Annotated in this window: 26 protein-coding genes; 8 read left to right on the forward strand and 18 right to left on the reverse strand. The window is 65.2% G+C overall.

The window, feature by feature from the left end; genetic code table 11:
- Window positions 1–9 precede the first annotated feature (9 nt).
- The 3 genes from OGL92_RS02215 to cobM are packed head-to-tail and all read left to right on the forward strand — an operon-like array spanning window position 10 to window position 1864.
- Window positions 10–699: a CbtA family protein gene (locus tag OGL92_RS02215; RefSeq protein WP_263139784.1), complete on the forward strand. Its 690-nt coding sequence runs from the start codon at window positions 10–12 to the stop codon at window positions 697–699.
- A complete protein-coding gene (locus OGL92_RS02220; RefSeq protein ID WP_263139788.1) occupies window positions 696–1109 on the forward strand; it encodes a cobalamin biosynthesis protein in 414 nt (137 codons plus the stop codon). The genes OGL92_RS02215 and OGL92_RS02220 overlap by 4 nt, the downstream gene beginning before the upstream one ends.
- Complete coding sequence (gene cobM / locus OGL92_RS02225; RefSeq protein ID WP_263139790.1) at window positions 1106–1864, forward strand: precorrin-4 C(11)-methyltransferase; 759 nt, start codon at window positions 1106–1108, stop codon at window positions 1862–1864. The genes OGL92_RS02220 and cobM overlap by 4 nt, the downstream gene beginning before the upstream one ends.
- Here cobM and OGL92_RS02230 read toward each other — a convergent pair.
- The 6 genes from OGL92_RS02230 to OGL92_RS02255 form a co-directional block, all read right to left on the reverse strand.
- On the reverse strand, window positions 1840–2178 hold the full coding sequence (locus OGL92_RS02230; protein ID WP_263139792.1) for a hypothetical protein: 339 nt from the start codon (window positions 2176–2178) through the stop codon (window positions 1840–1842). The genes cobM and OGL92_RS02230 overlap by 25 nt on opposite strands.
- A 66-nt stretch (window positions 2179–2244) precedes the next feature.
- The gene (locus OGL92_RS02235; protein WP_263139793.1) at window positions 2245–2568 is read right to left on the reverse strand and encodes a hypothetical protein; all 324 of its coding nucleotides are present in this window, start codon (window positions 2566–2568) and stop codon (window positions 2245–2247) included.
- Between the two features lie 652 nt (window positions 2569–3220).
- Entirely contained in the window at window positions 3221–3613 is a 393-nt protein-coding gene (locus tag OGL92_RS02240) for a hypothetical protein (protein ID WP_263139795.1), read from the reverse strand.
- A complete protein-coding gene (locus OGL92_RS02245) occupies window positions 3604–4206 on the reverse strand; it encodes a peptidoglycan recognition family protein (RefSeq protein ID WP_263139796.1) in 603 nt (200 codons plus the stop codon). Before OGL92_RS02245 ends, OGL92_RS02240 begins: the two co-directional genes overlap by 10 nt.
- Before the next feature lie 106 nt (window positions 4207–4312).
- Window positions 4313–6169: a glycoside hydrolase family 15 protein gene (locus OGL92_RS02250; RefSeq protein WP_263139797.1), complete on the reverse strand. Its 1857-nt coding sequence runs from the start codon at window positions 6167–6169 to the stop codon at window positions 4313–4315.
- Window positions 6162–6962, reverse strand: a complete 801-nt coding sequence (locus tag OGL92_RS02255) for a glucose 1-dehydrogenase (RefSeq protein ID WP_263139799.1) — start codon at window positions 6960–6962, stop codon at window positions 6162–6164. Before OGL92_RS02255 ends, OGL92_RS02250 begins: the two co-directional genes overlap by 8 nt.
- Window positions 6963–7133: 171 nt before the next feature.
- On the opposite strand from OGL92_RS02255, the gene OGL92_RS02260 reads away from it, so the two are divergent.
- Together OGL92_RS02260 and OGL92_RS02265 are read left to right on the forward strand one after the other, a co-directional pair.
- Entirely contained in the window at window positions 7134–8273 is a 1140-nt protein-coding gene (locus tag OGL92_RS02260) for a lactonase family protein (RefSeq protein WP_263139800.1), read from the forward strand.
- Window positions 8270–8893, forward strand: coding sequence for an NAD(P)H-binding protein (locus tag OGL92_RS02265; RefSeq protein WP_263139801.1), 624 nt, complete (start codon window positions 8270–8272; stop codon window positions 8891–8893). Before OGL92_RS02260 ends, OGL92_RS02265 begins: the two co-directional genes overlap by 4 nt.
- Before the next feature lie 287 nt (window positions 8894–9180).
- Here the strand turns inward: OGL92_RS02265 and OGL92_RS02270 are convergent, their stop codons facing one another.
- On the reverse strand, window positions 9181–9921 hold the full coding sequence (locus OGL92_RS02270) for a conjugal transfer protein TraX (RefSeq protein ID WP_263139802.1): 741 nt from the start codon (window positions 9919–9921) through the stop codon (window positions 9181–9183).
- 135 nt (window positions 9922–10056) lie between these two features.
- Between OGL92_RS02270 and OGL92_RS02275 the strand changes: the two genes are divergently transcribed.
- Entirely contained in the window at window positions 10057–10269 is a 213-nt protein-coding gene (locus tag OGL92_RS02275; protein WP_263140262.1) for a PLD nuclease N-terminal domain-containing protein, read from the forward strand.
- A 42-nt stretch (window positions 10270–10311) separates the two neighbouring features.
- Here OGL92_RS02275 and OGL92_RS02280 read toward each other — a convergent pair whose 3' ends face one another.
- The 3 genes from OGL92_RS02280 to OGL92_RS02290 all read right to left on the reverse strand — a co-directional run bounded on the left by OGL92_RS02280 (window position 10312) and on the right by OGL92_RS02290 (window position 12419).
- Window positions 10312–11547 carry a zinc-dependent alcohol dehydrogenase gene (locus OGL92_RS02280; RefSeq protein ID WP_263139804.1) on the reverse strand — a complete coding sequence of 412 codons (1236 nt, stop codon included), beginning with the start codon at window positions 11545–11547 and terminating at the stop codon, window positions 10312–10314.
- Window positions 11548–11645: 98 nt separating this feature from the next.
- On the reverse strand, window positions 11646–12143 hold the full coding sequence (locus OGL92_RS02285; protein WP_263139805.1) for a CinA family protein: 498 nt from the start codon (window positions 12141–12143) through the stop codon (window positions 11646–11648).
- A 42-nt stretch (window positions 12144–12185) separates the two neighbouring features.
- Complete coding sequence (locus OGL92_RS02290) at window positions 12186–12419, reverse strand: DUF465 domain-containing protein (RefSeq protein WP_263139808.1); 234 nt, start codon at window positions 12417–12419, stop codon at window positions 12186–12188.
- Between the two features lie 208 nt (window positions 12420–12627).
- Here OGL92_RS02290 and OGL92_RS02295 point away from each other — a divergent pair, with 208 nt between their 5' ends.
- Window positions 12628–13488: an SDR family oxidoreductase gene (locus tag OGL92_RS02295; protein WP_263139809.1), complete on the forward strand. Its 861-nt coding sequence runs from the start codon at window positions 12628–12630 to the stop codon at window positions 13486–13488.
- Between the two features lie 83 nt (window positions 13489–13571).
- On the opposite strand, the gene OGL92_RS02300 is transcribed toward OGL92_RS02295, so the two are convergent.
- The 7 genes from OGL92_RS02300 to OGL92_RS02330 all read right to left on the reverse strand — a co-directional run bounded on the left by OGL92_RS02300 (window position 13572) and on the right by OGL92_RS02330 (window position 23776).
- A complete protein-coding gene (locus OGL92_RS02300; RefSeq protein ID WP_263139810.1) occupies window positions 13572–13877 on the reverse strand; it encodes a hypothetical protein in 306 nt (101 codons plus the stop codon).
- A gap of 201 nt (window positions 13878–14078) precedes the next feature.
- Window positions 14079–16295: a 1,4-alpha-glucan branching protein GlgB gene (glgB, locus tag OGL92_RS02305; RefSeq protein WP_263139812.1), complete on the reverse strand. Its 2217-nt coding sequence runs from the start codon at window positions 16293–16295 to the stop codon at window positions 14079–14081.
- The gene (gene treS, locus OGL92_RS02310) at window positions 16295–19663 is read right to left on the reverse strand and encodes a maltose alpha-D-glucosyltransferase (RefSeq protein WP_263139814.1); all 3369 of its coding nucleotides are present in this window, start codon (window positions 19661–19663) and stop codon (window positions 16295–16297) included. The genes glgB and treS overlap by 1 nt, the downstream gene beginning before the upstream one ends.
- A 73-nt stretch (window positions 19664–19736) precedes the next feature.
- Window positions 19737–21782: an alpha-1,4-glucan--maltose-1-phosphate maltosyltransferase gene (locus OGL92_RS02315; RefSeq protein ID WP_263139816.1), complete on the reverse strand. Its 2046-nt coding sequence runs from the start codon at window positions 21780–21782 to the stop codon at window positions 19737–19739.
- A gap of 247 nt (window positions 21783–22029) precedes the next feature.
- Window positions 22030–22941: a Ku protein gene (locus OGL92_RS02320; protein WP_263139817.1), complete on the reverse strand. Its 912-nt coding sequence runs from the start codon at window positions 22939–22941 to the stop codon at window positions 22030–22032.
- A gap of 34 nt (window positions 22942–22975) precedes the next feature.
- Window positions 22976–23218, reverse strand: coding sequence for a hypothetical protein (locus OGL92_RS02325; protein ID WP_263139819.1), 243 nt, complete (start codon window positions 23216–23218; stop codon window positions 22976–22978).
- Window positions 23219–23281: 63 nt separating this feature from the next.
- Window positions 23282–23776: an MgtC/SapB family protein gene (locus OGL92_RS02330; protein WP_263139823.1), complete on the reverse strand. Its 495-nt coding sequence runs from the start codon at window positions 23774–23776 to the stop codon at window positions 23282–23284.
- Window positions 23777–24014: 238 nt separating this feature from the next.
- On the opposite strand from OGL92_RS02330, the gene OGL92_RS02335 reads away from it, so the two are divergent.
- Window positions 24015–24311: a hypothetical protein gene (locus tag OGL92_RS02335; protein WP_263139827.1), complete on the forward strand. Its 297-nt coding sequence runs from the start codon at window positions 24015–24017 to the stop codon at window positions 24309–24311.
- A gap of 148 nt (window positions 24312–24459) precedes the next feature.
- Here OGL92_RS02335 and OGL92_RS02340 read toward each other — a convergent pair whose 3' ends face one another.
- Window positions 24460–24753: a Fur family transcriptional regulator gene (locus OGL92_RS02340; protein WP_263139831.1), complete on the reverse strand. Its 294-nt coding sequence runs from the start codon at window positions 24751–24753 to the stop codon at window positions 24460–24462.
- Window positions 24754–24778: the final 25 nt, after the last annotated feature.

The following is a 24778-nucleotide window of genomic DNA, read 5'->3' on the forward strand; positions in this document are numbered from 1 at the left end:
GACGTCGACATGTTCAAGCGTATCGCCCAGACCGCGGGCCTGGCGGGCCTGCTCGCGGCCATCCTGCTGACCTTGCTGCAAACCCTGTGGGTCACCCCGCTGATTCTCCAGGCGGAAACCTACGAACAGAGCGAACCCGCCGAGCACGTCCACGACGGCGTCGCCGCCCACGAGCACGAGCCGGAAGCCTGGTCGCCCGAGGACGGCTGGCAGCGCACGCTTTCCACCAGCGGCAGCAACCTGGTGGTAGCGGTCGGCTTCGCGCTGATGCTGGCGGGCCTCTACAGCCTGCGTACCCCGCTGCGTCTCTGGCAGGGCCTGGCCTGGGGCGTGGCTGGTTTCGTCACCTTCAACCTGGCGCCGGCCGCCGGCCTGCCGCCGGAACTGCCGGGCACCGCCGCCGCCGACCTGCTGTCGCGCCAGTACTGGTGGATCGGCACCGCCAGCTCGACCGCCGTGGGCCTGGCCCTGCTGACCTTCGGGCGCTCCTGGGGGCTGCGGATTCTCGGCCTCGTCCTGCTGGCGATCCCGCACCTGATCGGCGCGCCGCAGCCGGATGTCCACGAGAGCCTGGCGCCGGAACACCTGGAGCGCCAGTTCGTGTTCGCCTCCCTGGCCACCAACGCGCTGTTCTGGCTGGCATTGGGGCTGATCAGCGTCTGGCTGTTCCGCCGTCCCAGCGCCCCCGACGCGGCGTGAATCCATACGTCGCCGGCCTAGGCTGCCGGCGCGGCTGCGATCCAGCGGAACTGCGTGCGCTGCTGGATCGCGCGCTGGCCGAATGCGGCCTGCACGTCCGCGACCTGGCCGGCCTCGCCAGCCTCGACCGCAAACGCGACGAGCCCGGGCTGCTCAGTCTCGCCCACAGCCTGGGCCTGCCCCTGGCGTTCTTCGAGGCTGGCTTTCTGGCGACCTATGCCGACCGCCTGCAACGACCGTCGCAACAAGTGCTGCGTGAAGTGGGCAGCGCCGGGGTCGCCGAAGCCTGCGCGCTGGCCCAGGCCGACGCGCTCGGGCTGGCCCCGGCCCGCCTGCGGCTGGAGAAGCGCAACAGTGCCCGGGCCAGCGTGGCCATCGCCCGGGTAGCCACGGAAGGAGATGCGCCGTGACCGTGTATTTCATCGGCGCCGGCCCAGGCGATCCCGAACTGATCACCCTCAAAGGGCAGCGGCTGATTCGCAGTTGCCCGGTGATCCTCTACGCGGGTTCGCTGGTGCCGCGGGCGGTGCTGGAAGGTCACCTCGCCGAGCGCGTGATCGACACGGCGCCCTTGCACTTGGAGCAGATCGTCGGCCATCTGCTCGAAGCCCACCGGCGCGGCCAGGATGTGGCGCGGGTCCATTCCGGCGACCCTTCGCTGTATGGCGCCATCGGCGAGCAGATCGAGCACCTCCGCGCCGCCGGGATTCCCTACGAGATCGTCCCCGGGGTCACCGCGACTTCGGCTTGCGCCGCCTTGCTAGGGGTCGAGCTGACGCTACCGGACGTGGCCCAGAGCCTGATCCTCACCCGCTACGGGCAGAATCGCTCCATGCCCGAGGGCGAGCGGCTGGCGGACTTGGCGCGCCATCGCACCACCCTGGCGATCCACCTCGGCGTCAGCCATCTGAAACGCATCGTCGAAGAGCTCATCCCCCACTACGGCGCTGATTGCCCCGCGGCCGTCGTGCATCGCGCCAGTTGGCCGGACCAGGATTGGGTGACCGGCACCCTGGCCACCCTCCCGGCCTTGAGCGAGGCCAAGGGCTTTCGCCGAACGGCCCTGATCCTGGTGGGGCCGGTACTGGCCGCCGAGGCCTTCGGGCGCTCATCGCTCTATAGCGCCGATCATCGGCATCTCTATCGGGGCGGCGACGAGTCCTGAGGGGCTGGCCGACGGCACAGCCGATAGCGGTTCGCATCGACCTTGCCGCGGTTGTCCTCGATCACCACACGCATGTCGAACGCCTCCAGCCACTGGTTGAAGCGGCTGGCGAACAAGCGCTGGCGAAAGCGCGGATAGGGCTCATCGGTGGCCAGCCAGGCATGCACGGCGGGCAGCGTGAACGACCAGTCGAAGGGTTCGCAGACGAAACCCGCGTCGCGCAAACGGGCGACGAGGTCCTCGTCGCCCTGGCTCAGACGGCGGCACGTATCGAGGAAAAGGGCGAGGGTATCTCGGTGGGGTTGCTCGGGCATGGACGGAGCTTAAGGTGCCCCCGCCCGAAAGGCGAGGCCATGGCTGGCTTCGCCCTCGGGCTTATCTCACTGGGCGCGTGCCGGCGGGATATTCCCGGGGATGCTTTCGCTGGTGGTGCCGCTTCCGGTGGTCTTGCCATCGGTACCATCGGTGCCGGAACCGGAGTTCTTGTCCAGGGTGATCTTGTTCTCGTGCTCCATCACCGTACCCTGCTCGGTGTCGTTGCCCATGGGCTGGGCATTCAGAGTGTCGTCGGTGCGGGGCGTGGTGGGCGAACCCGCGCCGGGACCTTCCGCCGCGCCGGGAATCGGCGATTGGGCATGGGCGGTAGAGGCCAGGCCAACGGAGACGAGCAGAGCGAGAATCGAGACAAGGTTTTTCGAAGGCATGATGACTCTCCAGTGGATGTACCTGCAGTGGAGAACGAAGGGTCGACAAGAGTGCCGATGTACCGACGAGTGGGAGGTGTGCTCACGCTGGGGCTCGCCGGTTATGGCCAAGCGTTGAAAACCCTCGTCGTCGTTCTTGCTCGCCGCTGCGCCGGTGGACCCGGCCGGGCTGTCGGTATCACAAGCTGAAGCCTTAGTGCCTCTGTTCCTGCTCGATCAAGGACACATTCGCGAACAGATCGAACGGGCAGAAATCGAAAGTATCGGAACACCAAAGATGAAGAGCCGATATCGAGGGCTACTTCAGTTTCCATGTCACCTATGACTCACCGGCAACTTCCTGGTGTACAGGAACAATGGCGGCATTATCGAAATGGACAGTTGCATGCCCTATCGATTTGCCGATCTCCAATCGCTGCAGAATCGAATAAGAGCTTCGACTGGAAAGTCGGTATCGCGCGCGAGTGAACTCACTGAGCGTATAGGCTGCGCCCATTGAACCCGTCCCTCGCCCAACGCTTGAAGCTTGCCAGAGCATAGAAGGCGGGCTACCAACACCCTTCTATATGTGCGCCAACACCCGACAAGCTCCCTCTCCATTGAGATGGAGCTTGTCGGGCCGAAATAACCACGAATCAGCTCGTGACAGAGTTCAAGGAGTCGGCTTGCTTTCGAAAAGTTCTGCGCATCGATCGCAGGCATAGAGCCAGACTTCTCCGCCACAACTGATCTGGCCGGTGGCACCGGCGCGGATTTGCCAGTCGCAGGAGCGGCCTTCGTAGGTCACCACACCTTCGATGTAACAGGGCGCGAAGTTGTAATGGTCGTGCAGCGTCTTGCTGTCCACGAGCTGGGCCCGGGTGAAGAAGTCCTGCACTTGCTCATTATCCAGATCGACGTCGGTGGCCCGGCATCGCTGGACATTCTCAGAGTTGAAATCCTCGACGTAGAAATCCTTGGCCTTTCCAATATCCAGCCCTTGGGCCGTGCAGGCCGACGGCGCGAGGCCGAGCGCCAAGGCTATGGTGAGTGGCTTCATTTCCATGTGGCGGTGCTCGCTTCTCCGGGACTCTTGTAGGACACGTCGGGATGCCGGTAGACATCGCTCGTAGTCAGGCTGAAATGTCGATACAGCTCGCTCACCAACCATTGCAGTGAGTTGTTCTGCTGCGCCGTGACGGCCTCGAAGCGAGTCGCATCCAGGCTCTTGCCCACCAGCTCAATGCCCACCGAGTCGCTGTTGATCGGGTAACGCTCGGGGTAATCCTTCTGACGTTCATGAGCGTCGAGCGCCTTGATCTGCTGCCTCCAGCCCATCGCAAGCATGCTGGCCATGGCCACGCTGTCGCAGTTGCTCTTGTTGATTTCTAGGCATTTCGACCTGATCAATTTACCTACGTGGTAACAGCGTCGATGCACGCTGGCGGTCTGGTAGATCTGGCCGTTCTTGTCGATGAGAAAATGCGCGCCGTTGCCGCCACTCTTGTAGCCGTTGAAGGTGTTCTGGGCAGTCGAGGAATCGGTCTGATGAACAACGATGGCGTGCACGCCCGCCAGTTCGCCATGCTCGATTCCGGTGAAGCGCATTTGGATGACCTGGGCATCGATCAACATGCCGTCTTTATCCAGGCTGGACATACCTGTCTCCTTGAGCGAGTGCAAAGCCGTCCATGGCTATAGCACATCGTTGGTCATCCTGCCCCAGCGTCGGCTTATGGCTTCATCCGTTCGGTGATGGTCGGCGTTACGGCTTCCACAGCGTGGTGCCACCGTTCAGCGTCCGGTCGAGGTAGGTCGCCGCGCTGATCAAGGCGAGGTGGGTCAGGGCCTGGGGGGTGTTGCCCAGGTGGTGGCCGTGCTTGTCGAATTCCTCGGCGTAGAGCCCCAGGGGGTTGGCGTAGCGCAGCAGTTGCTCGAACTCCAGGTGCGCCTGTTGGGTACGGCCGGCGCGAGCCAGGCATTCCACGTACCAGAAGGAGCAGGCGGCGAAGGCGCCCTCCTCGCCGGCTAGGTTGTCCGAGGGCGTGTCCGCGGTGCGGTAGCGATAGACCATGCCGTCGCGCAGCAGGTGCTGTTCGATGGCGTCGAGGGTGGACAACCAGCGGGGATCGGTGGCGCTGACGAAACGCACCAGCGGCATCAGCAGCATCGACCCATCCAAGGCATGGCTGCCCAGGCTCTGCACGAAATGCTCGCGCTGCGGATCCCAGAAGTGCTTCCAGATGTCCTCGTGCACCGCGGCCCTGGCGGCATCCCAGCGCCCGAACGGGGCCGGCAACGAGCGTTTCGTCGCCAGGCGGATGGCGCGGTCGAAGGCGACCCAGCACATCAGCCGCGAGTGCAGGAAGTGCTGCTTCTCGCCGCGCATCTCCCAGATTCCCACGTCCGGCTCGTTCCAGCTCTCGCAGAGGGCGTCGACGATCCGTACCACATGCTGCCAACCCTCATGGGAAATGGCCTCGCCGTATTTGTTGGACAGATACACCGCGTCCAGCAGTTCGCCGTAGATGTCCAACTGGACCTGTTCGTAGGCCTGGTTGCCGATGCGGACAGGCTGCGCCCCGCCGTGCCCGCGGAGATGCGCCAGGTTTTCCTCGGGCAACTCCTGCCGCCCATCGATGCCGTAGAGGATGCGCAGTTTGCCGGACGTTTCGCAGCATTCGCTGACCTGCCGGCGGATCCAGCGCATGTAGGCGTTGGCTTCGTCGACGTACCCCAGGCGCATGAACGCGTAGACGGTGAAGGACGAGTCGCGGATCCAGCTGTAGCGATAGTCCCAGTTGCGGCTGCCGCCCGGCGTTTCCGGGAGGCCGAAGGTGGCGGCGGCGAGGATCGCGCCGCTGCGCGACGTCAGCAGCTTCAGCGCCAGGGCCGAGCGATTGACCATTTCCCGCCAGCGGCCGCGGTAATTCGAGCGACCGATCCAATCCCGCCAGAAGGCCTGGGTTTCCTCCAGACATTGCACGGAGCCGTCGACCCTGACCCGCGCATCTTCGTCGGCGCCCAGCACGAAATCCGCGTGTTCGCCGTGGCCCAGGCGAAAGTGGGCGATCGCCGAGTCTTCCTCTACCGCCAGCGGCACGCTGGAAGCCAGGCGCAAGGCTGGCTGGTCGGCGGCGTCGAAGCGAACCGACCGGGAATCTCCCGCCATCGCCGCGCGGGTATGGCTGCGCCCGTAATCGTGGCGGACCCGGCAACGCAGGCGTATCTCCGCCGTGCCCTGGACCACCTCTACGCGCCGGACCAGGCGCGGCAGGCCCGGCGCGTCGCAGATCGGCATCAGGTCGGTGATCACCACCACCGCCTCCTCCGCCAGCCAACGGGTCTGTAACACATTGGTGTCCGGCACGTAGATTTGCTGGCGGCGCGCCTCGGTCAGTACCGGCGCCAGTTCGAAAACCCCGGCGTCGGGGGTATCCAGCAGGGCGGCGAAAATCGACGGGCTGTCGAATTCCGGCCAGCACATGAAATCCACGCTGCCGTCGTCGGCGACCAGCGCCGCGCTGCGGAGGTCACCGATGATCCCATGGGCTTCGATCGGTCGTTGCTGCGCCGGCTCCGGGTCGGACGCGCCGGAGGATTGCCCATTGTCCTCAACCATTGTTACGGAACTCCGGGTAGAGGCACATGCCACCGTCGACGAACAGGGTGGCGCCGACCACGTAGTCGGAAGCGTCCGATGCCAGCCAGACCACCGCGTTGGCGACGTCCTGCACGTCGCCTATGCGCCCGTAGGGGATCAGCTCGAGGAGCCGGTCGCCCTTATCGCCCTGGGTCTGCTCCGCGTTGATCGCGGTTCGGATGGCGCCGGGCGCCACGCCGTTGACCCGGATGCGCTCGCCTGCCACTTCCTGCGCCAGGGTCTGCATGAGCAGGTCGACGCCGCCCTTGGAGGCGGCGTAGTTGACGTGCCCGGCCCAGGGGATCCGCTGGTGCACCGAGCTCATATGGATGATCTTGCCGGCGGCGCGCGACACCTCGGGCCGTACGCCCTGGCGCTTGAATACACGGATCGCCTCGCGGGCGCAGAGGAACTGCCCGGTCAGGTTCACCTGGATCACCGCGTTCCAATCCTCCAGGCTCATGTCGGCGACGGGTGCATCCTTTTGCATGCCCGAGTTGGCCACGAGGATGTCCAGGCGGCCGAAGGCATCGAGGGTCTGCTGGAACAGATGCTGGACCGCCCGCTCGTCCGAGACGTCGCCGCCGATGGCGATGGCCTTGCCGCCCGCGGCGACGATATCATCCGCCAGACGCTGCGCCGGCTCCGCCTGGGAGTGGTAGTTGATCGCCACCGCTGCGCCATTGTCGGCCAGCGCGCGGGCGCATTCGTAACCGATACCCGAGCTGGCGCCCGTCACCAGGGCCACCTGGCCGTCCACTCTGATCTGCATTGTCGCCTCCGATAAATGTACGGGCTTGAACAAGCAGACTGGCCGCTTCCAGCGGGAGTTCAGCCGCTCCGTCCGGGGCGCGGCAATCCGCCCTCTAGGCAGCGCCGAACCCATACGGCCAGCATCGGTCATCTACTAGAGCCTTTCACTTGCTTCATGGAGTACGAAGACGTGACCCGTGCCAACCCGAGCGGCAAACCGCCCGCCCATTTCAACCTGCTGGTCGGCACCTACACGGCCGGTGCGAGCGAAGGCATCCAGGTGTTCCATTTCGACGACGCCGCGGGGCGCATAGGCGAACTGCGGTTCACCGCGCCCTGCAGTAACCCCTCCTGGCTGACCCTCAGCGCCGACGGCCGCCAGCTCTACGCGGTCAGCGAGGATGGCGGAGAATCCCCGGATATGCCTGGGGAGCGCCGCGGCCAGGTGAGCCACTTTCAGTTCGACGCGGCGAGCGGCCGGCTCGACCTGCACGGTAGCCAAGCCTCGAAGGGCGACCACCCGACCCACTCGAGCCTTTCCCCCGACCAGCGCTACCTGTTCGTCGCCAACTATTCTGCCGATGCCGAACCCGGCTCCCTGGTGGTGCTGCCGGTCGCCGCCGACGGCACCCTGGGCGCGGCCCGGCATGTGCACCGGCACCCGGTAGGCAGCCACGGCGATGCCGAACGCCAGGCCCATGGCCACGTCCATTGCGCACGGATCAGCCCCGACGGTTGGCACCTGTACGTCGCCGACCTCGGCGCGGACCGGGTCTTCGTGCACCGCTACGACGTGCACCACCCCGCCAATCCGTTGCAGACCGCCGGGCCCGCGTCGTTCCAGGCGCCGACCGGCAGTGGCCCGCGCCATCTGGTCTTCAGTGCGGACGGCCGCTTCGCCTACTTGACCCTGGAACTGAGCGGCGAAGTCATGGCCCTGGCGGTGGAGCGCGGCGAACTGCGCGCGATACAGACCGAACGCCTGGCACCGCCGGGCTTCGGCGGCGCGGTGGCCGCCGGCTCCCTGCACCTGTCGGCGGACGGCCGCTTCCTTCACGTGCTCGACCGTGGAGACCATAACCATCTGGTGGTTTACCGGGTCGATCCCGCCAAGGGCACCCTCGAATGCCTGCAACGACGCAGTTGCGAAGGACGCGAACCGCGCGAGATGGCCCTATCGCCATCCGGTCGCTTCCTGCTGCTCGCCAATCAGGGCAGCGATCGAATCCATGTGCTCGCCCGCGACCCCGAGAGCGGGCGGCTCGGCGAAACCCTGCAAACGGTGAGCGTCGGCGCCCCGTCCGACTTCGTATTCGTGGCCCTTCCATGAAAAACCTCGAAACGCCTCTACTCAAATTCGCCCTCTATGGCGCCCAGAGCAGCATCGGCAGCGCGCTGCTGGTGCAACTGCTGAACCGCCAGCACGAAGGGGTCGCGATCCTCAGCGACCTCAATGCGCTGACCGCCCGCCCCGGCTTGCGCGCGAAGTCGGGCGACCTCTTCGACGCGTTGAGCGTGAGCGAAAGCGTGGCCGGCATGGATGCGGTGATCGCCGTGCTCAGCAGCCCGCGCCTACCCGCCGGCGACCAGCAGGATGACAGCCGCACGCCGCGCCGCCAGTTGGAGGCCATCGAAGCCCTGGCCCTGGGCATGCCCCGGGTGAAAGTCGACCAGTTGCTGCTGATCGGCGATTTCGCCTGGCTGGATGGCCCCGCCCAGCTGGGCGACCTCGCCGAGCGCGTCCAGGACGCCCTGCAGCGCAGCACGCTGCGCTGGACCCTGGTCAACGCGCCGGCAGTGCAGGACGGCCTGAGCATCGACGACTTGCGCAGCCCTGGCGAGACGCCAACCGAGCAGGTACGCCAGGAACTGCTGAGCTTCGCCGCCTGCGCGGTGGACGAACTGGAAAACCCGCAGCACCTGGGCAAACGGATGAACGTGCGCCTTTGAGGTGACACGCCCTCAGGGCGACGCACCTTCCCGGTCGTCACCCTGGGCTCAGCCTCTCCGGCACGCCGAGAACGCCTTCAGTCGTGCCGAGCGGTACCGGGGCGCGTGATCGCTCGGCTCGACGCCCTACACGCGCGCTCCGTTGCCCTGCCCCGACCGTGCGGGTAGACGCGATCGGCATGCCCTTCGTCTACCGGGGTTCTGGTGGCGCCTATTCGCCATGAATCACGGCGTTCCCTCTGCATCCACCGCTACCGTCGCGGGGCAAGAGCCGTGCCGAGGCCAGCCTATCCGCCCGCGGCCTGGGCCCATGCCAGGAAAAGGCCGAAGCCGTACAGGCCGAACAAATGCAGCGGATAGAACCCGTAGCCCCAGCGGCGCACGGGGGGAACGCGAAAGGTCGGGCGCCGCCGCAACAGCCAGAGGCCGAGGCAGGGCCCCGCCAAGGCGCTGGCGGCGACCAGTAGCATGAAGGGCTCGAGGACGGGCGGCTCGAGCCGCGCCATCTCCCGCAGGTTGGGTGCCAGGCTCAGGGCGCTCGCCAACAGCCAGGCGGCCGCTCGCCCGTGCAGGCCCATCCAGATCGCCGCAGGCAAGAGCGCGCCGCACAGGCCATACATCAAACGCTCCTCGCCGAGCACGCCGGCGACCAGCACGGCCGCGCCGGCGAAGGTCAGGGCGAGTCGCGTGCGGTATTTCAGGCCCCAGGCGATGACCAGCCCGAGCGCCAGGGTCGGCATGACGTTATAGGGGTGACCCAAGCCGGTGTAGCGCTGGTAGGGCCACTCGGAAAGCGCCGCGAACACCAGCATCCAGCCGAGATAGCGCGCATGGCGGGCATTGGGAAAAGCGCCGCCATCGTCCCGCTCGACGTTCGCGGCGATGGCCGTGCAGAACAGTGGGAAGGCCAGCCGCCCCGGTACGAACAGCCCGTTCAGGTCGGGCCAGAGATAGCGCAGGTGGTCGAGGAACATGGTCGCCATGGCCAGCCACTTGACTAGGTCCAGGGCACCGTCGCGCGGCTTCAAGCGGCGCCACGCCCGGCGGCGGGCGGCGCAGGCGGAACATTCGCTGCCTGCGCGCCCTCGAACGCGCTGAACCGGGGTTTCGTCCCGTCGGTCACAACGCAGAGGTCTACATCCACGAGAGGAGTACACGACATGATCGATTCACTGTATGGGGGCGTCGCCGGCCTGATCATCCTGCTGCTGGATATCTGGGCGATCGCCAGTGTGGTGCGCAGTTCGAGCAGCACCGGCGCGAAGACCCTCTGGGCACTGTTGATCTTGATCTTCCCGGTGGTCGGCCTGGTGATCTGGGGCTTCGCCGGTCCCCGCGGCGTCACGCCCGCGAGCTCGCCCGAACACAGTAAATGAAAAAGGGCCGGCCTGTCCCAGCGCCGGCCCTGGCGTTTCCGCCTACAGCGCGGGAGCGGACAGATCGAAGCTGGAGTCACGCAGCGGCTCTTCTACCGTGGGAATGGCGGAGCCGGTGGTGAGGATCACCTTGCGGCAATCCTCCTGTTTCTTGTTGAACAGCTCGTAGCCTTTGGCCGCCTGCTCCAGCGGCATACGGTGGGTGATGATCGCCTCGGGGCTCAGGCGCCCCGCCTCGATGTGTTCGAGCAGTTCGGGCAGGTACTTGTGGGTATGGGTCTGGCCCATCTTGATGGTCAGCCCCTTGTCGAAGGCATCGCCGAACATGAAGGCATGGATGAACCCGGCGTACACCCCCGGCACGCTGACCGCGCCGCCACGGCGCACGGCGGCGATGCACTGGCGCAGTGCCTTGCCGCTGCTGCCTTCCAGCTTCAAGGTGGTCAGCACGGTTTCGGTGGTGCTGCCCTTGGCTTCGAAGCCCACCGCGTCCACCACGCCGTCGACGCCACGATGACCGGCGGTCTGCTCGGTGATGAGCTGCGCCGGATCGTCTTCCTCGTCGAAATTGATCGGGATGACGCCATAGGCCTGCCGCGCGTATTCCAGACGATAGGCATGGTGGTCGACCATGAAGATCTGCTCCGCGCCGAGCATCCGCGCGCAGGCGGCGGAAAGCAGGCCCACCGGGCCGGCGCCGAAGATCGCCAGGCTGGAACCGGGGCCGATGCCCGCGTTGATCACCGCCTGCCAGGCGGTGGGCAGGATGTCCGAGAGGAACAGGACCTTCTCGTCGGCCAGGGTGCTGGGCACCTTGAAGGGGCCGGCGTTGGCCTTGGGCACGCGGACGAACTCCGCCTGTCCGCCAGGCACGCCGCCATACAGGTGGCTGTAGCCGAACATCGCGGCACCCGAGGGGATGGCCTTCTTGTTGAGGATCGCGCCACGCCCCGGGTTGGTGGTTTCGCAGGCGGCGTACAGCGACTGGTCGCAGAAGAAGCAACTGCCACAGGCGATCACGAAGGGGATCACCACCCGGTCGCCGCGCTGCACGGCACTGACCCCGGAACCCACCTCCTCGACGATACCCATGAACTCGTGGCCGAAGATGTCGCCATGCTCGACGGCAGGAATCTTGCCGCGATACATGTGCAGGTCCGATCCACAAATGGCGGTGGCGGTCACCCTGAGAATGATGTCGTCGGGTGCCTGTAGCACCGGATCGGGAACGGTGTCGACACGCACGTCGTGGACACCGTGGTACGTCAATGCACGCATGAAATTCTCCTGTGATTCGTTGGGTCGGACTGGCGCTCTCTAAACAAGAAGGGCGCAACCCCTATTGGTTCAGCGCCAGCGGACGGGTGGCATGGGATTCAGCCTTCCCCGCGCAGGAAACGCTGGTGATAGGCGGGGATCATGTCCAGCGCGTAGCGCGCCGCCTGGTCGAGCACGCTGCAGCGGTCGCCGGGAAAGCGTTCCTTGCGGGTGAAGACGTGCAAGCGCTCCCCATTGCGAAAGCCCCAGGCGAACCACAGGGTGCCGGGGGGAATGCCGTCCTGGCCTTCGGGACCGGCGATGCCGGTGTTGGCGATCACCAGGTTGGCGTCGCTGTCGTGCAACGCCCCCACCGCCATTTCCCAGGCCACTTCCTGGCTGGTCAGGTTGAAGCGATCCAGGGTTTCCTGGCGCACGCCCAGCAGGCGTTTCTTCGCCTCGGGCGAATAGACCACGTAGCCGGCATCCAGGCAGGCTCCGCAGCCGGGGATGGTGGCCAGCAGGGACACGATGGAACCGGCGGTGCAGGACTCGGCAGTGGTCAGCACCAATTCGTGGTGCTGCAGGTAATCCATCACGCGTTGGATGGCGTTCATGAAGGCTCCTTGCAGGGATCGCGGGGTCGGCGAGGCATGCCCTCAGGCGCGCTCGAGCTTGCGCGCGATCTTGTCCTTGGTCAGTACCCGCTCGCGGCGCAGTTGGTTGAGCTTGTCGTCATCCAGGTTCGCCGCGCGCTCGGCCTCCACGATGGTCTTGTCGAGGCGCTGGTAGCGCTCCAGCAACGAGCCGAACTCGGCATCGGTCCGGGCGAGGGTTTTCAGCGCTTCGCCGAACTCGGGGAAATCCTGGGCGAGGTCATGTTGGACGGGCATGTTTCGGGCCTCCAGCAGAGCCGCGGGTGCGGTAGGGATGTCTTTAGTAAGTGAGGCCACCGACCAGGCAGAGTTTCATTTTTCCACCCCGCGCGGGAGCGACCCTGGCGCCCGTCATGCGCAGCGACGACCCTCATCCCGCCGAAACTTTTCCGCATCGCGTCAAGTCCGTCCCCTAGACACCCCGACTCACAGAAGGAACCCGTCCATGACAGACTCCAAGCAAACCCTTCCGCCGCAGCACCAGGACCACCAACCCGGCCTGGAAAGCCAGATGACCCCGGCCCCGGCCTATCGCGCCGAGGATTACCGGGCGGCCGGAAAGCTGGCCGGCAAGGTAGCCCTGATCACCGGGGCGGACAGCGGGATCGGCCGCGCGGTGGCGGTGACCTTCGCCAAGGAAGGCGCCGACATCGTCCTGCTGTACCTCGACGAGCACGACGACGCCGCCAAGACCCGCCGCGACATCGAAGGCCTGGGCCGACGCTGCCTGAGCTTCGCCGGCGACGTGGCCGGAGCGGCGTTCTGCGCCAAGGTGGTGGAGGAAACCCTGGGCACCCTGGGCCGCCTGGACGTGCTGGTGAACAACGCCGGCGAACAGCATCCCCAGGAGAGGCTGGAAGACATCAGCGAGGAGCAATGGGAAAAGACCTTCCGCACCAACATCTTTTCCATGTTCCAACTGACCAAGGCCGCCCTGCCGAAGATGAACAAGGGCGCGAGCATCATCAACACCACCTCGATCACCGCCTACAAGGGCAACCCGATCCTGCTGGACTACTCCTCCACGAAGGGCGCCATCACCGCCTTCACCCGCTCACTGGCGCTGAACCTCGCGCCCAGGGGCATCCGGGTCAATGCCGTGGCGCCGGGACCGATCTGGACGCCGCTGATCCCCTCCACGTTCACCGCGGAACAGGTAGCCAAGTTCGGCGCCGATACGCCCATGGGGCGCCCCGGCCAACCGGAGGAACTGGCACCGGCCTACGTGTACCTGGCCTGCGACGACTCGTCGTACGTCAGCGGTCAGGTCATTCATGTGAATGGCGGTACCGTGCTCAACGGCTGAGGCGCCGCGTCGCCATCCGCTCCCGCCGGAAGACCGCCCGTGCGGCGGTCCTTCCCGGGACCGGCGCATCGACCGCACCCGATTCAATAGTCCTTGGCGATGGAAACCACGTTCGCCAGGTGGACCTCCGTCAAGCTGCAGGGCATTTCCTCGGGCTCGGGAATGCCGGTCAACTCGCTGATCAGCGCCCAATGCTGGTCCAGCTCGCCATTGATCGCGGCCATGCGGGTGATCATGCGTTTGCTGGCGTCGCGTACCACGCTGTCCTCGCTGCGCAATAGCTCGAAGGACATGGCGGTCATGGCAGCGGTCAGGTGGGTCAGACTGCGGGCGGTCAGCGACAGCAAATCGACGAGCGACTGAGGCTTGGCAGTTGCATTGGCATCCATTCGAACAGGCTCCTGCAATCCATGGGGAAAGTGCGGAGGCTAGTCGAAAAAACCGGAGAAGTCCCCTTTCGCCGTGCGTGATGGAGGCTAACGTCATCGACCCGGCATGGGCGGGACGCGGACCGGTGCAGGCGAACCGCGGATTCGTCCTTTGCCGGGAGCGGAAGCCCGCTCCCGGCGAGGGGCGTGCCTATCGGCGTTTCACTCCGTGACCGGCGTGAAGATCGTGAGCGCCAGGGGCGGCAGCAGCAGCGAGAGCGATTGAGGTTGGCCATGGCTGGCTTCTTCCTGGGTGTGCACCCCACCGCCGTTGCCCAGGTTGGAGCCGGCGTAGCGCTCCGCGTCGCTGTTGAACAGCTCGCGCCACAAGCCCGGCAAGGGGACGCCGATCCGGTAGCCCTCGCGCGGCACCGGCGTGAAGTTCGCCACCACCAGCAACGGCTTGCCGTCGGCGCTCCAGCGCAGCCAGGCGTAGACGCTGTTCGCCGCGTCGTCGCCGATCAACCATTGGAAACCTTTGGCGTCGCCGTCCAGTTGGTGCAGGGGCGCATGTTCGCGGTACAGCCGGTTGAGGTCGCCCACCAGCTTCTGCACCCCCAGGTGCTCGCCGTATTGCAGCAGGTACCAATCCAACTCGTGGTCATGGTTCCACTCGCGCCACTGGCCGAACTCGCAGCCCATGAACAGCAGTTTCTTGCCCGGGTGGGTCCACATGAAGCTCAGGTAGGCGCGCAGGTTGGCGAACTTCTGCCAGCGATCGCCCGGCATCTTGTCGATCAGCGAGCGTTTGCCGTGCACCACCTCGTCGTGGGAGATCGGCAGGATGAAGTGCTCCGAGAATGCGTAGAGCAGCCCGAAGGTGACTTTGTCGTGGTGGAAGCGCCGGTTGATCGAGTCCTCGGCGAAATACTGCAGGCTGTCGTGCATCCAGCCCATGTTCCACTTGTAGGCGAAACCCAGGCCGCCTTCCTGGGTGGGCCGGCTGACGCCCGGCCAGGCCGTGGACTCCTCGGCGATCACCAGCGCGCCGGGCGCTTCCACCGCGACCACATCGTTGAGGTGGCGGAGGAAATCGATGGCCTCCAGGTTCTCCCGGCCGCCGAAGCGGTTCGGCACCCACTCGCCCTGCTTGCGCGAATAGTCGCGGTACAGCATGGAGGCGACGGCATCCACCCGCAGGCCGTCGATGTGGAAGTAACGCAACCAATACAGTGCAGAGGCCAGCATGAACCCGTGCACCTCGGTGCGGCCCAGGTTGTAGATGTAGGTATCCCAGTCCTGGTGAAAGCCCTCCATGGGGTTTTCGTATTCGTACAGCGCGGTGCCGTCGAAGCGACCGAGGCCATGGGCATCGGTGGGGAAATGCGCCGGTACCCAGTCGAGGATCACGCCGATGCCGGCCTGGTGGCAGGCGTCGACGAACGCCGCGAAGTCCTCGGGCTTGCCGAACCGTGAGCTGGGCGCGAACTGCGACAGCGGCTGATAGCCCCAGGAGCCGCCGAAGGGATGCTCCATGATCGGTAGCAGCTCGATATGGGTGAAGCCCAGTTCGGCGATGTAGGGGACCAGGCGTTCGGCGAGCTCGTGCCAGTCGTAGCTGCGGCCCTCGTTGCCCCCCTCGTGGCGCCAGGAGCCGGCATGCAGCTCATAGACCGACAGGGGCGCGTCATGGGCCTGGCGACGGGCGCGCCCCTCCATCCACGCGCTGTCGCGCCATTCGTGCTGCAAGGGGCCCGCCACCACCGAACCGGTGGCGGGCGGCAACTCGGTGGCACGCGCCATGGGATCCGCCTTGAGGGGCAGGATGCCGTCGCGGCTGAGAATTTCGTACTTGTAGACCTCGCCCGCCTCGAGCCGCGGGATGAACAGCTCCCAGACGCCCGAGTCGTGACGCAGGCGCATTGGATGCCGACGGCCGTCCCAGTTGTTGAAATGCCCCACCACCGAGACCCGTCGCGCATTGGGTGCCCAGACGGCGAAGCGGACGCCCGCCACGCCGTCGAGATTCATCGGCTGCGCGCCCAGGCAATGGCCGAGGTCGCGGTGGTTGCCCTCTCCGAACAGATAGAGATCAATATCGCCGAGCAGGGCGCCGTAGCTGTAGGGGTCTTCGGTTTCCTGGACCCCGCTGGCCCAGCGGATGCGCAGGCGATAAGCCTGCCGGCGAGCCAGGCGACCGCAGAACAACCCGGGGATTTGCGGTTGCTCCATCGGCCCGAGCACCTCGCCGCTCTCGCCGTCGATCAGCTCCACCGCCAGGGCGTTCGGCAAGTAGGCGCGAACCACCACCCCCTCGCCTTCGCGGTGTTGGCCCAGCACGGCGAAGGGATTGGGGTGTTCGGCGCGCGCCAAGGCGTTGGCGTCCGCTGCCGAGATACCCAAGGCATGGCCGCTGGAGAATTCCTGTTCGTGTTTCATTACTTTTTCGCCCCCGATAGATGCTGTAGCAGTTCCACCAACCCTTGTAACGGGACACCGATCCAGGTGGGACGGTGGGCGGCTTCGTAAACGATTTCGTAGGCTGCCTTTTCCAGGCTGAACAATGCGAGGGCAGCACCCTCGCCGTCCCGTTCGTGCCAGGTGTGCGGCAGGTCGGCGGCGGCCAACCGGTAGGCCTCGAGGAATGCGTTGCGGGCATCGCGCCGGTAGGTCTGGGAAATCAGCGCACGCGCTTGCTGGGCTTCCGGCGATTGGTCGGCGCCCTGGGCATTGCGCATCGCCATGGCTGCCGCGTAGTCGATGGAACGCAGCACCCCGGTGACGTCCTTGAGCGGGCTGTGCTTGGCGCGGCGCTCGGCCAGCGGCCGCGCCGGCTCGCCCTCGAAGTCGATCAGGTAGGCGTCACCCTGAACCACCAGGACCTGGCCCAGGTGCAGATCGCCATGCACCCGCATGCGCAGGCCGCCGGCGGAACGCTTGGCCAGCTCGTCCACGTAATCCAGCAGGCGAGCGCGGCGGCCTTGCAGGGTCTGCAGCGCCTCGCGCTCTTCCGGGCTCAAATGAGCCTGTTGCGCCTCGGCGGCATCCAGGGCCTGTTCGACCTGGGCACGGATGCTGGTGGCCCAATGCGCGGTGTCGGCTTTCTCGCTGAGCTCGACGCCGAAATCCGGGTTGTCGGTCTCCGCCGCCAAGGCGATGTGCATTTCGCCGAGGCGCTGGCCGAGCATGGCGGAGAAGCCTTGCAGCTCGCCCAGGGCGCCGAATTGGTTTTCCTGGTTGGAAACCCCGGCGCTCATCTGGTCGCGCACTGCCCTTTCGAGGGTGTCCTGGGTCCACTGCCAGGCATCGCCCTGGTTGTTCAGGTAACCCTGCAGGATCATCAAGGCATGGGACTCACCCTCGGCATCGAGCCGGCGGACTTCCCCGAGCACCGGCGCAATGTGGGCGAAACCACGCTCAGTGAGGAAGCCGCCCACTTCGAGTTCCGGGTGGATGCCCGGGAACACCCGGCGGATCAGCTTGAGCACCATGCGGCCACCGATGACCACCGAGCTGTTCGACTGCTCGACCGACAGGTACTTGATTTCCGCGTCGTCCGCGATGTCGTACTCGGCCAGCTTGGCGCTGGGCAGGAAGTGCAGCTCGCCGTCGGCCAGGGGCAGCACGTCGCCCTTGCGCAGTTGCCGCACGACGTTGCGCACGAAATCCTCGAGAGTGAAGGCATCGGTCATCAGGCCGACCTGGCGGCCACGGCGAACCCGCGCCAAGGCCAGTTGCTGGGGCAAGACGCTGCCCGGTTCGTCTTCGGTGACGAAGCCGAGCGGCAACTGATACCGGTCGCGCTGTTCGCCCTGCTGCACTTCGACTTCCGCCAGCAGCAGAGGCCGCTTGGCATCGCCGAACGGCGTCGCATAGGCCACCCTGACACTTTTCGCCTGGCCGTCGGTGCCGGAGAACCAGCGCCGCTTCGGCAGGTAGGCCGGCAGGGATTCCTGCTCCAATACACGCCGCGAGGCCGGCGCCAGCAGGTCTTCCAGGCCGCGCTTGAGGACCAGGGTCGACAATTCAGGCAACCGGTCCACCGGCTCCACGTGCCAGCTGGGCATCTGGCTGGCGTCCGCGAGGAGGAACCAATAGAAGCCGTAGGGCTGCAAGGTCAGCAGGTAGGAAAGCTGACCGATCGGCGGGAAGGCGCTGCCGCCCACCATTTCCACCGGCACCTTGCCGGCGAAGGCGGACAGGTCGAGCTCGACCGCCTGGGCCGCGCGGGACACGTTGGCCACGCAGAGGATGGTGTCTCGCTTGCCGTCGACCCCGGTGTATTCGCGCAGGTAGGCGAGAATGCGCCGATTGGTCGGCGCCAACATCTTCATGGTGCCGCGGCCGAAGGCCTTCTGCTGCTTGCGCACGGCGAGCATGCGCCGGGTCCAGTTGAGCAACGAATGCGGGTCGCGGGCCTGGGCTTCGACGTTGATGGTCTGAAAGCCGTAGAGCGGGTCCATGATCGGCGGCAGCACCAGGCTGGCGGTGTCCGCGCGGGAGAAACCGCCATTGCGGTCCACCGACCACTGCATCGGGGTGCGCACGCCATCACGGTCGCCGAGAAAGATATTGTCGCCCATGCCGATTTCGTCGCCGTAGTAGAGCGTCGGCGTACCGGGCATGGACAGCAGCAGGCTGTTCAGCAGCTCGATCCGGCGACGGTCCCGCTCCACCAGCGGTGCCAGGCGGCGCCGGATACCCAGGTTGATCCGCGCGCGTCGATCCGCGGCGTAGTAGTTCCACAGGTAGTCGCGTTCCTTGTCGGTGACCATCTCCAGGGTCAGCTCATCGTGGTTGCGCAGGAAGATCGCCCACTGGCAGTTGCTGGGGATGTCCGGCGTCTGCCGCAGGATATCGGTGATCGGGAACCGATCTTCCTGGGCGATGGCCATGTACATGCGCGGCATCAATGGGAAATGGAAGGCCATGTGGCACTCGTCGCCGAGCACGCTGACCGCGCCGTCCTTGTCCGTCACCTCGCGCCCGCCGAAATACAGCTGGGTATCTTCCGGCCACTGGTTGGCCTCGGCCAGCAGCATGCGGTCCGGGTAGTTGGCATCGATCTCGGCGCGGATCTGCTTGAGGACGTCGTGGGTTTCCGGGAGGTTCTCGTTGTTGGTGCCGTCGCGCTCGATCAGGTAGGGAATGGCGTCCAGGCGCAGGCCGTCGATGCCCATGTCCAGCCAGAAACGCATGATCGAGATGATTTCCTTCATCACCTGCGGGTTATCGAAGTTCAGGTCGGGCTGGTGCGAGTAGAAGCGGTGCCAGAAGTACTGGCCGGCCACCGGGTCCCAGGTCCAGTTGGACTTCTCGGTGTCGAGGAAGATGATTCGGGTGCCATCGTATTTCTGGTCGCTGTCGGACCACACGTAGTAATCGCGGGCCTTGGAGCCTTTCTTCGCCTTGCGCGCACGCTGGAACCAGGGATGCTGGTCGGAAGTGTGGTTGATCACCAACTCGCAGATCACCCGGATGCCGCGAGCGTGGGCTTCGGCGATGAAGCGACGGGCATCGGCCATGTCGCCGTAATCCGGATGGATGCCACGGTATTCGGCGATGTCGTAGCCGTCGTCGCGACGCGGGGACGGATAGAACGGCAGGAGCCAGATGGTGTTGACGCCCAGCTCGGCAATGTAGTCGAGTTTCTCGATCAGGCCGGGGAAGTCGCCGATGCCGTCGTTGTTGGAGTCATAGAACGACTTCACATGCACTTGGTAGATTACCGCGTCCTTGTACCAGAGCGGGTCTTCGATGAAGGCTGCGGGCTTGCGTGTACGGGGCGCTTTCTTGGTTCTTTCCATCGTTGAGGTCCTGTCGGGGCGATTCATCGCACCGTCTCCTGCCGCGTTCCATTGATGGCTGCAAGGCAGCCGCTCATACCCTTTGTTGCGAACTGATCCGCCAGATGCCGAAGGGCTGATGCCAGGGCTCGATACGCATCCATTGCGTCTTGCCATACCAGGTCCAGGTATGCCCGGTCATCAGGTCTTCGCCCTGGGTCTGTGCGTCGTTGGGCAGGCCCAACTCCCACAGGGGTAATTCGAAATGCGCTTCCTGGGCGTTGTGCGGGTCGAGGCTGACGGCGACCAGGATGAAATTCTGCAGATCGGCGGTGCGTTTGCCGAAGTAGAGGATGTTGTCGTTCCAGGCGGTATAGATCTGCAGGCCCAGGTGGGTCTGCAAGGCCGGGTTCTGCCGCCGAATCCGATTGAGCTGGGCGATCTCCGCCACGATGTTGCCGGGCGCGTTGTAGTCCCGCGGCCGGATTTCGTATTTTTCCGAATCCAGGTACTCCTCCTTGCCCGGCACCGGCTCGGCTTCGCACAGCTCGAACCCCGAATAGAGGCCCCACAGGCCGGAACCCATGGTGGCCAGCGCGGCGCGGATGAGAAAGCCGGCGCGCCCATTGTGCTGGAGGAAGAACGGGTTGATGTCCGGCGTGTTGACGAAGAAGTTCGGCCGGTAGCAGTCGCGCAGCGGCGGCTCGTTGAGCTCCTGGAGATAGTCTTCCAGCTCCGCCTTAGTGTTACGCCAGGTGAAATAGGTGTAGCTCTGGCTGAAACCGACCTTGCCCAGGCGCGCCATCATCGCGGGCCGGGTGAAGGCCTCGGCGAGGAACATGGTCTCCGGATATTGCCGACGAATGTCGCCGATCATCCATTCCCAGAATGGCAGCGGCTTGGTATGGGGGTTGTCCACGCGAAAGATCTTCACGCCAAGTTCGACCCACCCGGCCACCACGTCGCGCAGGGCACGCCACAGATCGGGAATGGCATCCTCGGCGTAGAAATCGACGTTGACGATGTCCTGGTATTTCTTTGGCGGGTTCTCCGCGTAGCGGATGGTGCCGTCCGGCCGCCAGGCGAACCAGCCCGGATGTTCCTTCAACCAGGGGTGGTCCTGGGAACACTGGATGGCGAAATCCAGGGCGATTTCCAGGCCGTGATCGGCCGCGGCGCGGACCAGCTCGCGGAAGTCGTCGAAGCTGCCCAGTTGTGGATGGATCGCCTCGTGCCCGCCCTCCTCGCTGCCGATGGCGTAGGGGCTGCCGGGATCGTCCGGGCCCGCGTGCAGGGCATTGTTGCGGCCCTTGCGGTGGGCGCGGCCGATGGGATGGATCGGTGGGAAATAAAGCACGTCGAAGCCCATGTCGCGGATCGCCGGCAGGCGTTCCAACACGTCTCGAAAGGTGCCGTGCCGCTGAGGATCGTCGGTCTGCGAGCGCGGGAAGAGTTCGTACCAACTGGCGAATTGCGCCAGGGCGCGCTCGACGTCCAGGGGATATTCCGCGCTTCGAACCCGGTGGGCATGGGGATCGACCAGGGCCATCAGGCGCGCGGTGTCTTCCTCGAGGAACAAGGCGACCCGCTCATCGTCGTCGGCCAGGGAGGCGAAGCGCTGCAACAGGGCATCCAGGCGGGGCCGCGCCTCACCTTCGGCACGCTCGCGGGCCTCCGCCAGCAGCAGGTTGCCCTCCTGCAGCTCGAGGGCAATGGGCACGCCGGCCGCGTGTTTCTTGCTCAATTCGTAGCGGTAGGAACCGAAGCGGTCCCACCAGGCCTGTATGGCGAACCGGTAGCGGCCCACGCGCGGCGCCTGGAAGCTCGCCTGCCAGGCGTCGTTGCCCAGCTCCCGCATGTCGACGCGTTGCCAGGCCGATGGATTTTCTCCGCTGGATTCGTCCTCGAAGCGCCACAGCACCGCGGCGGCGAGCTTGTCGTGACCGTCGGCGAAGATGCACGCGTCCACCACGATGTCCTGGCCGACGATGGCCTTCGCCGCGAAACGGCCCTCATGCAGGCTGGGCATTACCGATTCGATGGCGATGCGCGGCAATTCGACCGCGCGCTCAAGGCTGAGATGACCAGGCTCGAACGCCTCCTTGCGTGCAACTTCTTCGGTAAAACGGGCAACAGACATCGGGCAGCGCTCCTTAGGCCTTGTGGGCACTTTCGAGTATGAGTCCCTTGCCAGAACGGACCGATGCCACCGGAGATGGCCTGTTCACCGAACTGGATGGAAGAAGAAAACGCCATACGATCCAGCGGTATGGCGCCCTGTTAATTCCGAACGAAGGGGTTGTCAAAAGTTCAGGCGAACGCGGCGGCAGAGCCGGCGCAGCGCGTGCCGGCCATGCGCCTGTGCATGCCGGACGAGGCCCGCACGATCAACGACTGGCGGTTTTCCTCGAGGCGCGCGATGGCTTGGCTTTCTCGCCCTTGCCCTCGGGTTCCTTCTTCTCGGGCTTCTCCTCGGCCTTGCTGGCGCTCTTGCGCGCGGGGCGTGCGCTCTTGCCGCCGCTCAGGCTGCGTTTGAGCAGCTCGGTGAGGTCGATGACATCGGCGCTCTGGCGCGGATCCTCCTCGGGCCCCTCGACGCTTTCGATCTTGCCCTCCTGTGCCTTGCGCTCCACCAGGGCCATGATCTTTTCCTGAAAGGTATCGTGGTAGAGGCTGGGGTCCCAGTCCTCGCTCATGTCCGCGACCAGGCGCTTGGCCATTTCCAGTTCGCGTTTGTTGAGGTCGCCCTTATCGGGAATGTCCTTGAGTTCGAGGGCTTCGATACCGCGGACTTCGTTGCCCCACCGCAGGGTGAGCAGCATCAGGGCATCGCCCTGGGGCATCACCGCCGCCAGATGCTGGCGGGTGTGCAACACCACGTTGGCCACCGCCACCTTGCCGCTTTCCACCAGCGTCTCGCGCAGCAGGGCGTAGACCTTGCCGCCGCGCTTGTCGGGCGCCAGGAAGTAAGGGGTGTCGATGTAGGGCAGGTCGATCTCGGAACTGTCGACGAAGGCCAGGATGTCGATGGTCTGGGTGGATTTCGGGTGGGCGGTGCGGATCTCTTCTTCGCTCAGCACCACATAGCGGCCCTTCTCGTACTGCACGCCCTTGACGATGTTGTCCTTATCGACGTCCTTGCCGGTGACCTTGTTGATTCGCTTGTAGCCCACCGGGTCCATGCTGCGCTTGTCCAGCCAGTCGAAGTCCACGCCCTGTCGGTCGAGCGCGGACACCAGCGCCACCGGGATATGCACCAGACCGAAACTGATCGCGCCTTTCCAAATCGCCCGTGCCATATCTGTGCTCCTGTGACCATCGTTGTTTTTCGAATCAGAGACGGACGCCATCCCGGTAGATCACGTCGCCATCCGGGGTGATGTCGGCGATCTGATCGAGCATGTTATCGGCCAAGGTTTCCGCATCCGCCTCGCAGACGCAGCCGGGTGCGACGACCCATAGGACATGGGCCTCGGCACCGGGGTACTTGGGCTGATATTCGATCAACCCGACATAATCGCGGCCGCTGCGCATGGCATCGGTCCAAGCGGTGTGGTGGACGAAATCGCGAAACATGATCGCTCTCCTGATACGGCGCTTCCCTACTCTGAACCTCGCGGCAGAGAAAGGGTTCGCCCGTCAGGGTTCGTGTCGGTCCAGATGCTCGACACAGCGCGGCACCAGGAAAAGGATGGTCAGGGCCAGCAGGGTACTGAGGATGGCCGTCACTTCACGCCCCATGCCCACGGCGATGCCGATCGCGGCGGTCAGCCAGATACCCGCCGCGGTGGTCAGCCCCTTGACCTCGGCCAGGTTCTCGCCGTGCTTGAGAATGGTGCCCGCGCCGAGGAAACCGACCCCCGCGACGATACCCTGGACCACCCGGCTCATCGCATCGCCCTGGGCGCCGATTTGCATCGGGACCAGCACGAAGAGTGCCGACCCCAGCGCCACCAGCATGTGCGTGCGAACTCCGGCCGCCTTGCCCTTCTGGCTGCGCTCGAAGCCCAGCAGGCCGCCCAGCAGGGCCGCCAGAACCAGGCGGATGACGATCTGGGTCGCCTCGGTGAGACTGGGAAGGTCGGAAAATTCCGCAATGAACGCGTCTCTGATTTCGTCGGTCCAGGTGCCCATCGGCATACTCCGTCGTTCGGCAGGTGGCCTTCGACCTTCTGTCATGAAAACCGGGCATGAAGAAAGGGCCCGGAAGCCCGATGCGAAGGCGCGAAGATGAGGTCTTCATTCGGACAGAAACGGACGAAAGGAGGTTCATCCCGTCAGATCGATGCGTCGACGGGGGAACCAATGCTCGCAAGGGGGAGGTCTAGACCTTTACGACGTATCCGCAACGCCAAGCGCGGAGGTAACGAAGATGGACGCTGAAAGCTATATCCTGTTGATGCTCGCCGGTTGGTTATTGATTTCCGCCGCCATGCTCTGGGGCATGTTGCGAATGGCACGCAGCCATGCCCAGCGCGCTTCCCTGGCCCGCCACTCCGACTCCGTCGCGGAACAGCCAGCCGAACAGCCCGTCGAGGCGGTCCCGGCGACGTTGGATGCAACCGAGCGCAAGGCTCCCATAAAGACTCCCGCACAGAAAAGCCGGAAAGGCTTCAAGGAAAGGTTTCACCTTGAGTGGCCTGGCCATCATCGGCACGTTCCGCATTGATAGCGAGCGGCGCTAGACCCGCACCAAGCGTCAGCGACTGACGCTCAGGCAAGGCAACGAACTGGCGAAGAAGCGAATTTTGCGTCTGTAAAATGAGCATTCCGAGCCTGTTTAGCATCGCCAAGCGCCAGGCACTTCCGTACAGCGCCTAGGCCTCGACCCTGGCGAGCGCCTTGCCCTCGAGTGAAAAACTGTAGCGATGATTGGCCTCGTGCAAGATGAGGCCATGGCTGCTCAGGCGGCAAATCACCTGCCTCACGCCCCCCAAGGATAGGGGTACGCCCGCCTCGACCAGATCGTCATGCAGCGCGCGAGCGGACGCCCCGCCGTTCTCCAAGGTGGCCCGATGCAAGGCTTCGAGAATCTTCAATCGCGGCAGGCTGGTCTTGAGTCCCGCTTCTCGCAGTCGCTCCTTCAACTGCCGTTTACATTCGTTTTCCATGCTTGCGCTCCTTCGCCCATCCCGT

It is taken from the genome of Pseudomonas sp. RIT-PI-AD (assembly GCF_025642785.1).
In the GTDB taxonomy this organism is placed as follows: domain Bacteria; phylum Pseudomonadota; class Gammaproteobacteria; order Pseudomonadales; family Pseudomonadaceae; genus Pseudomonas_T.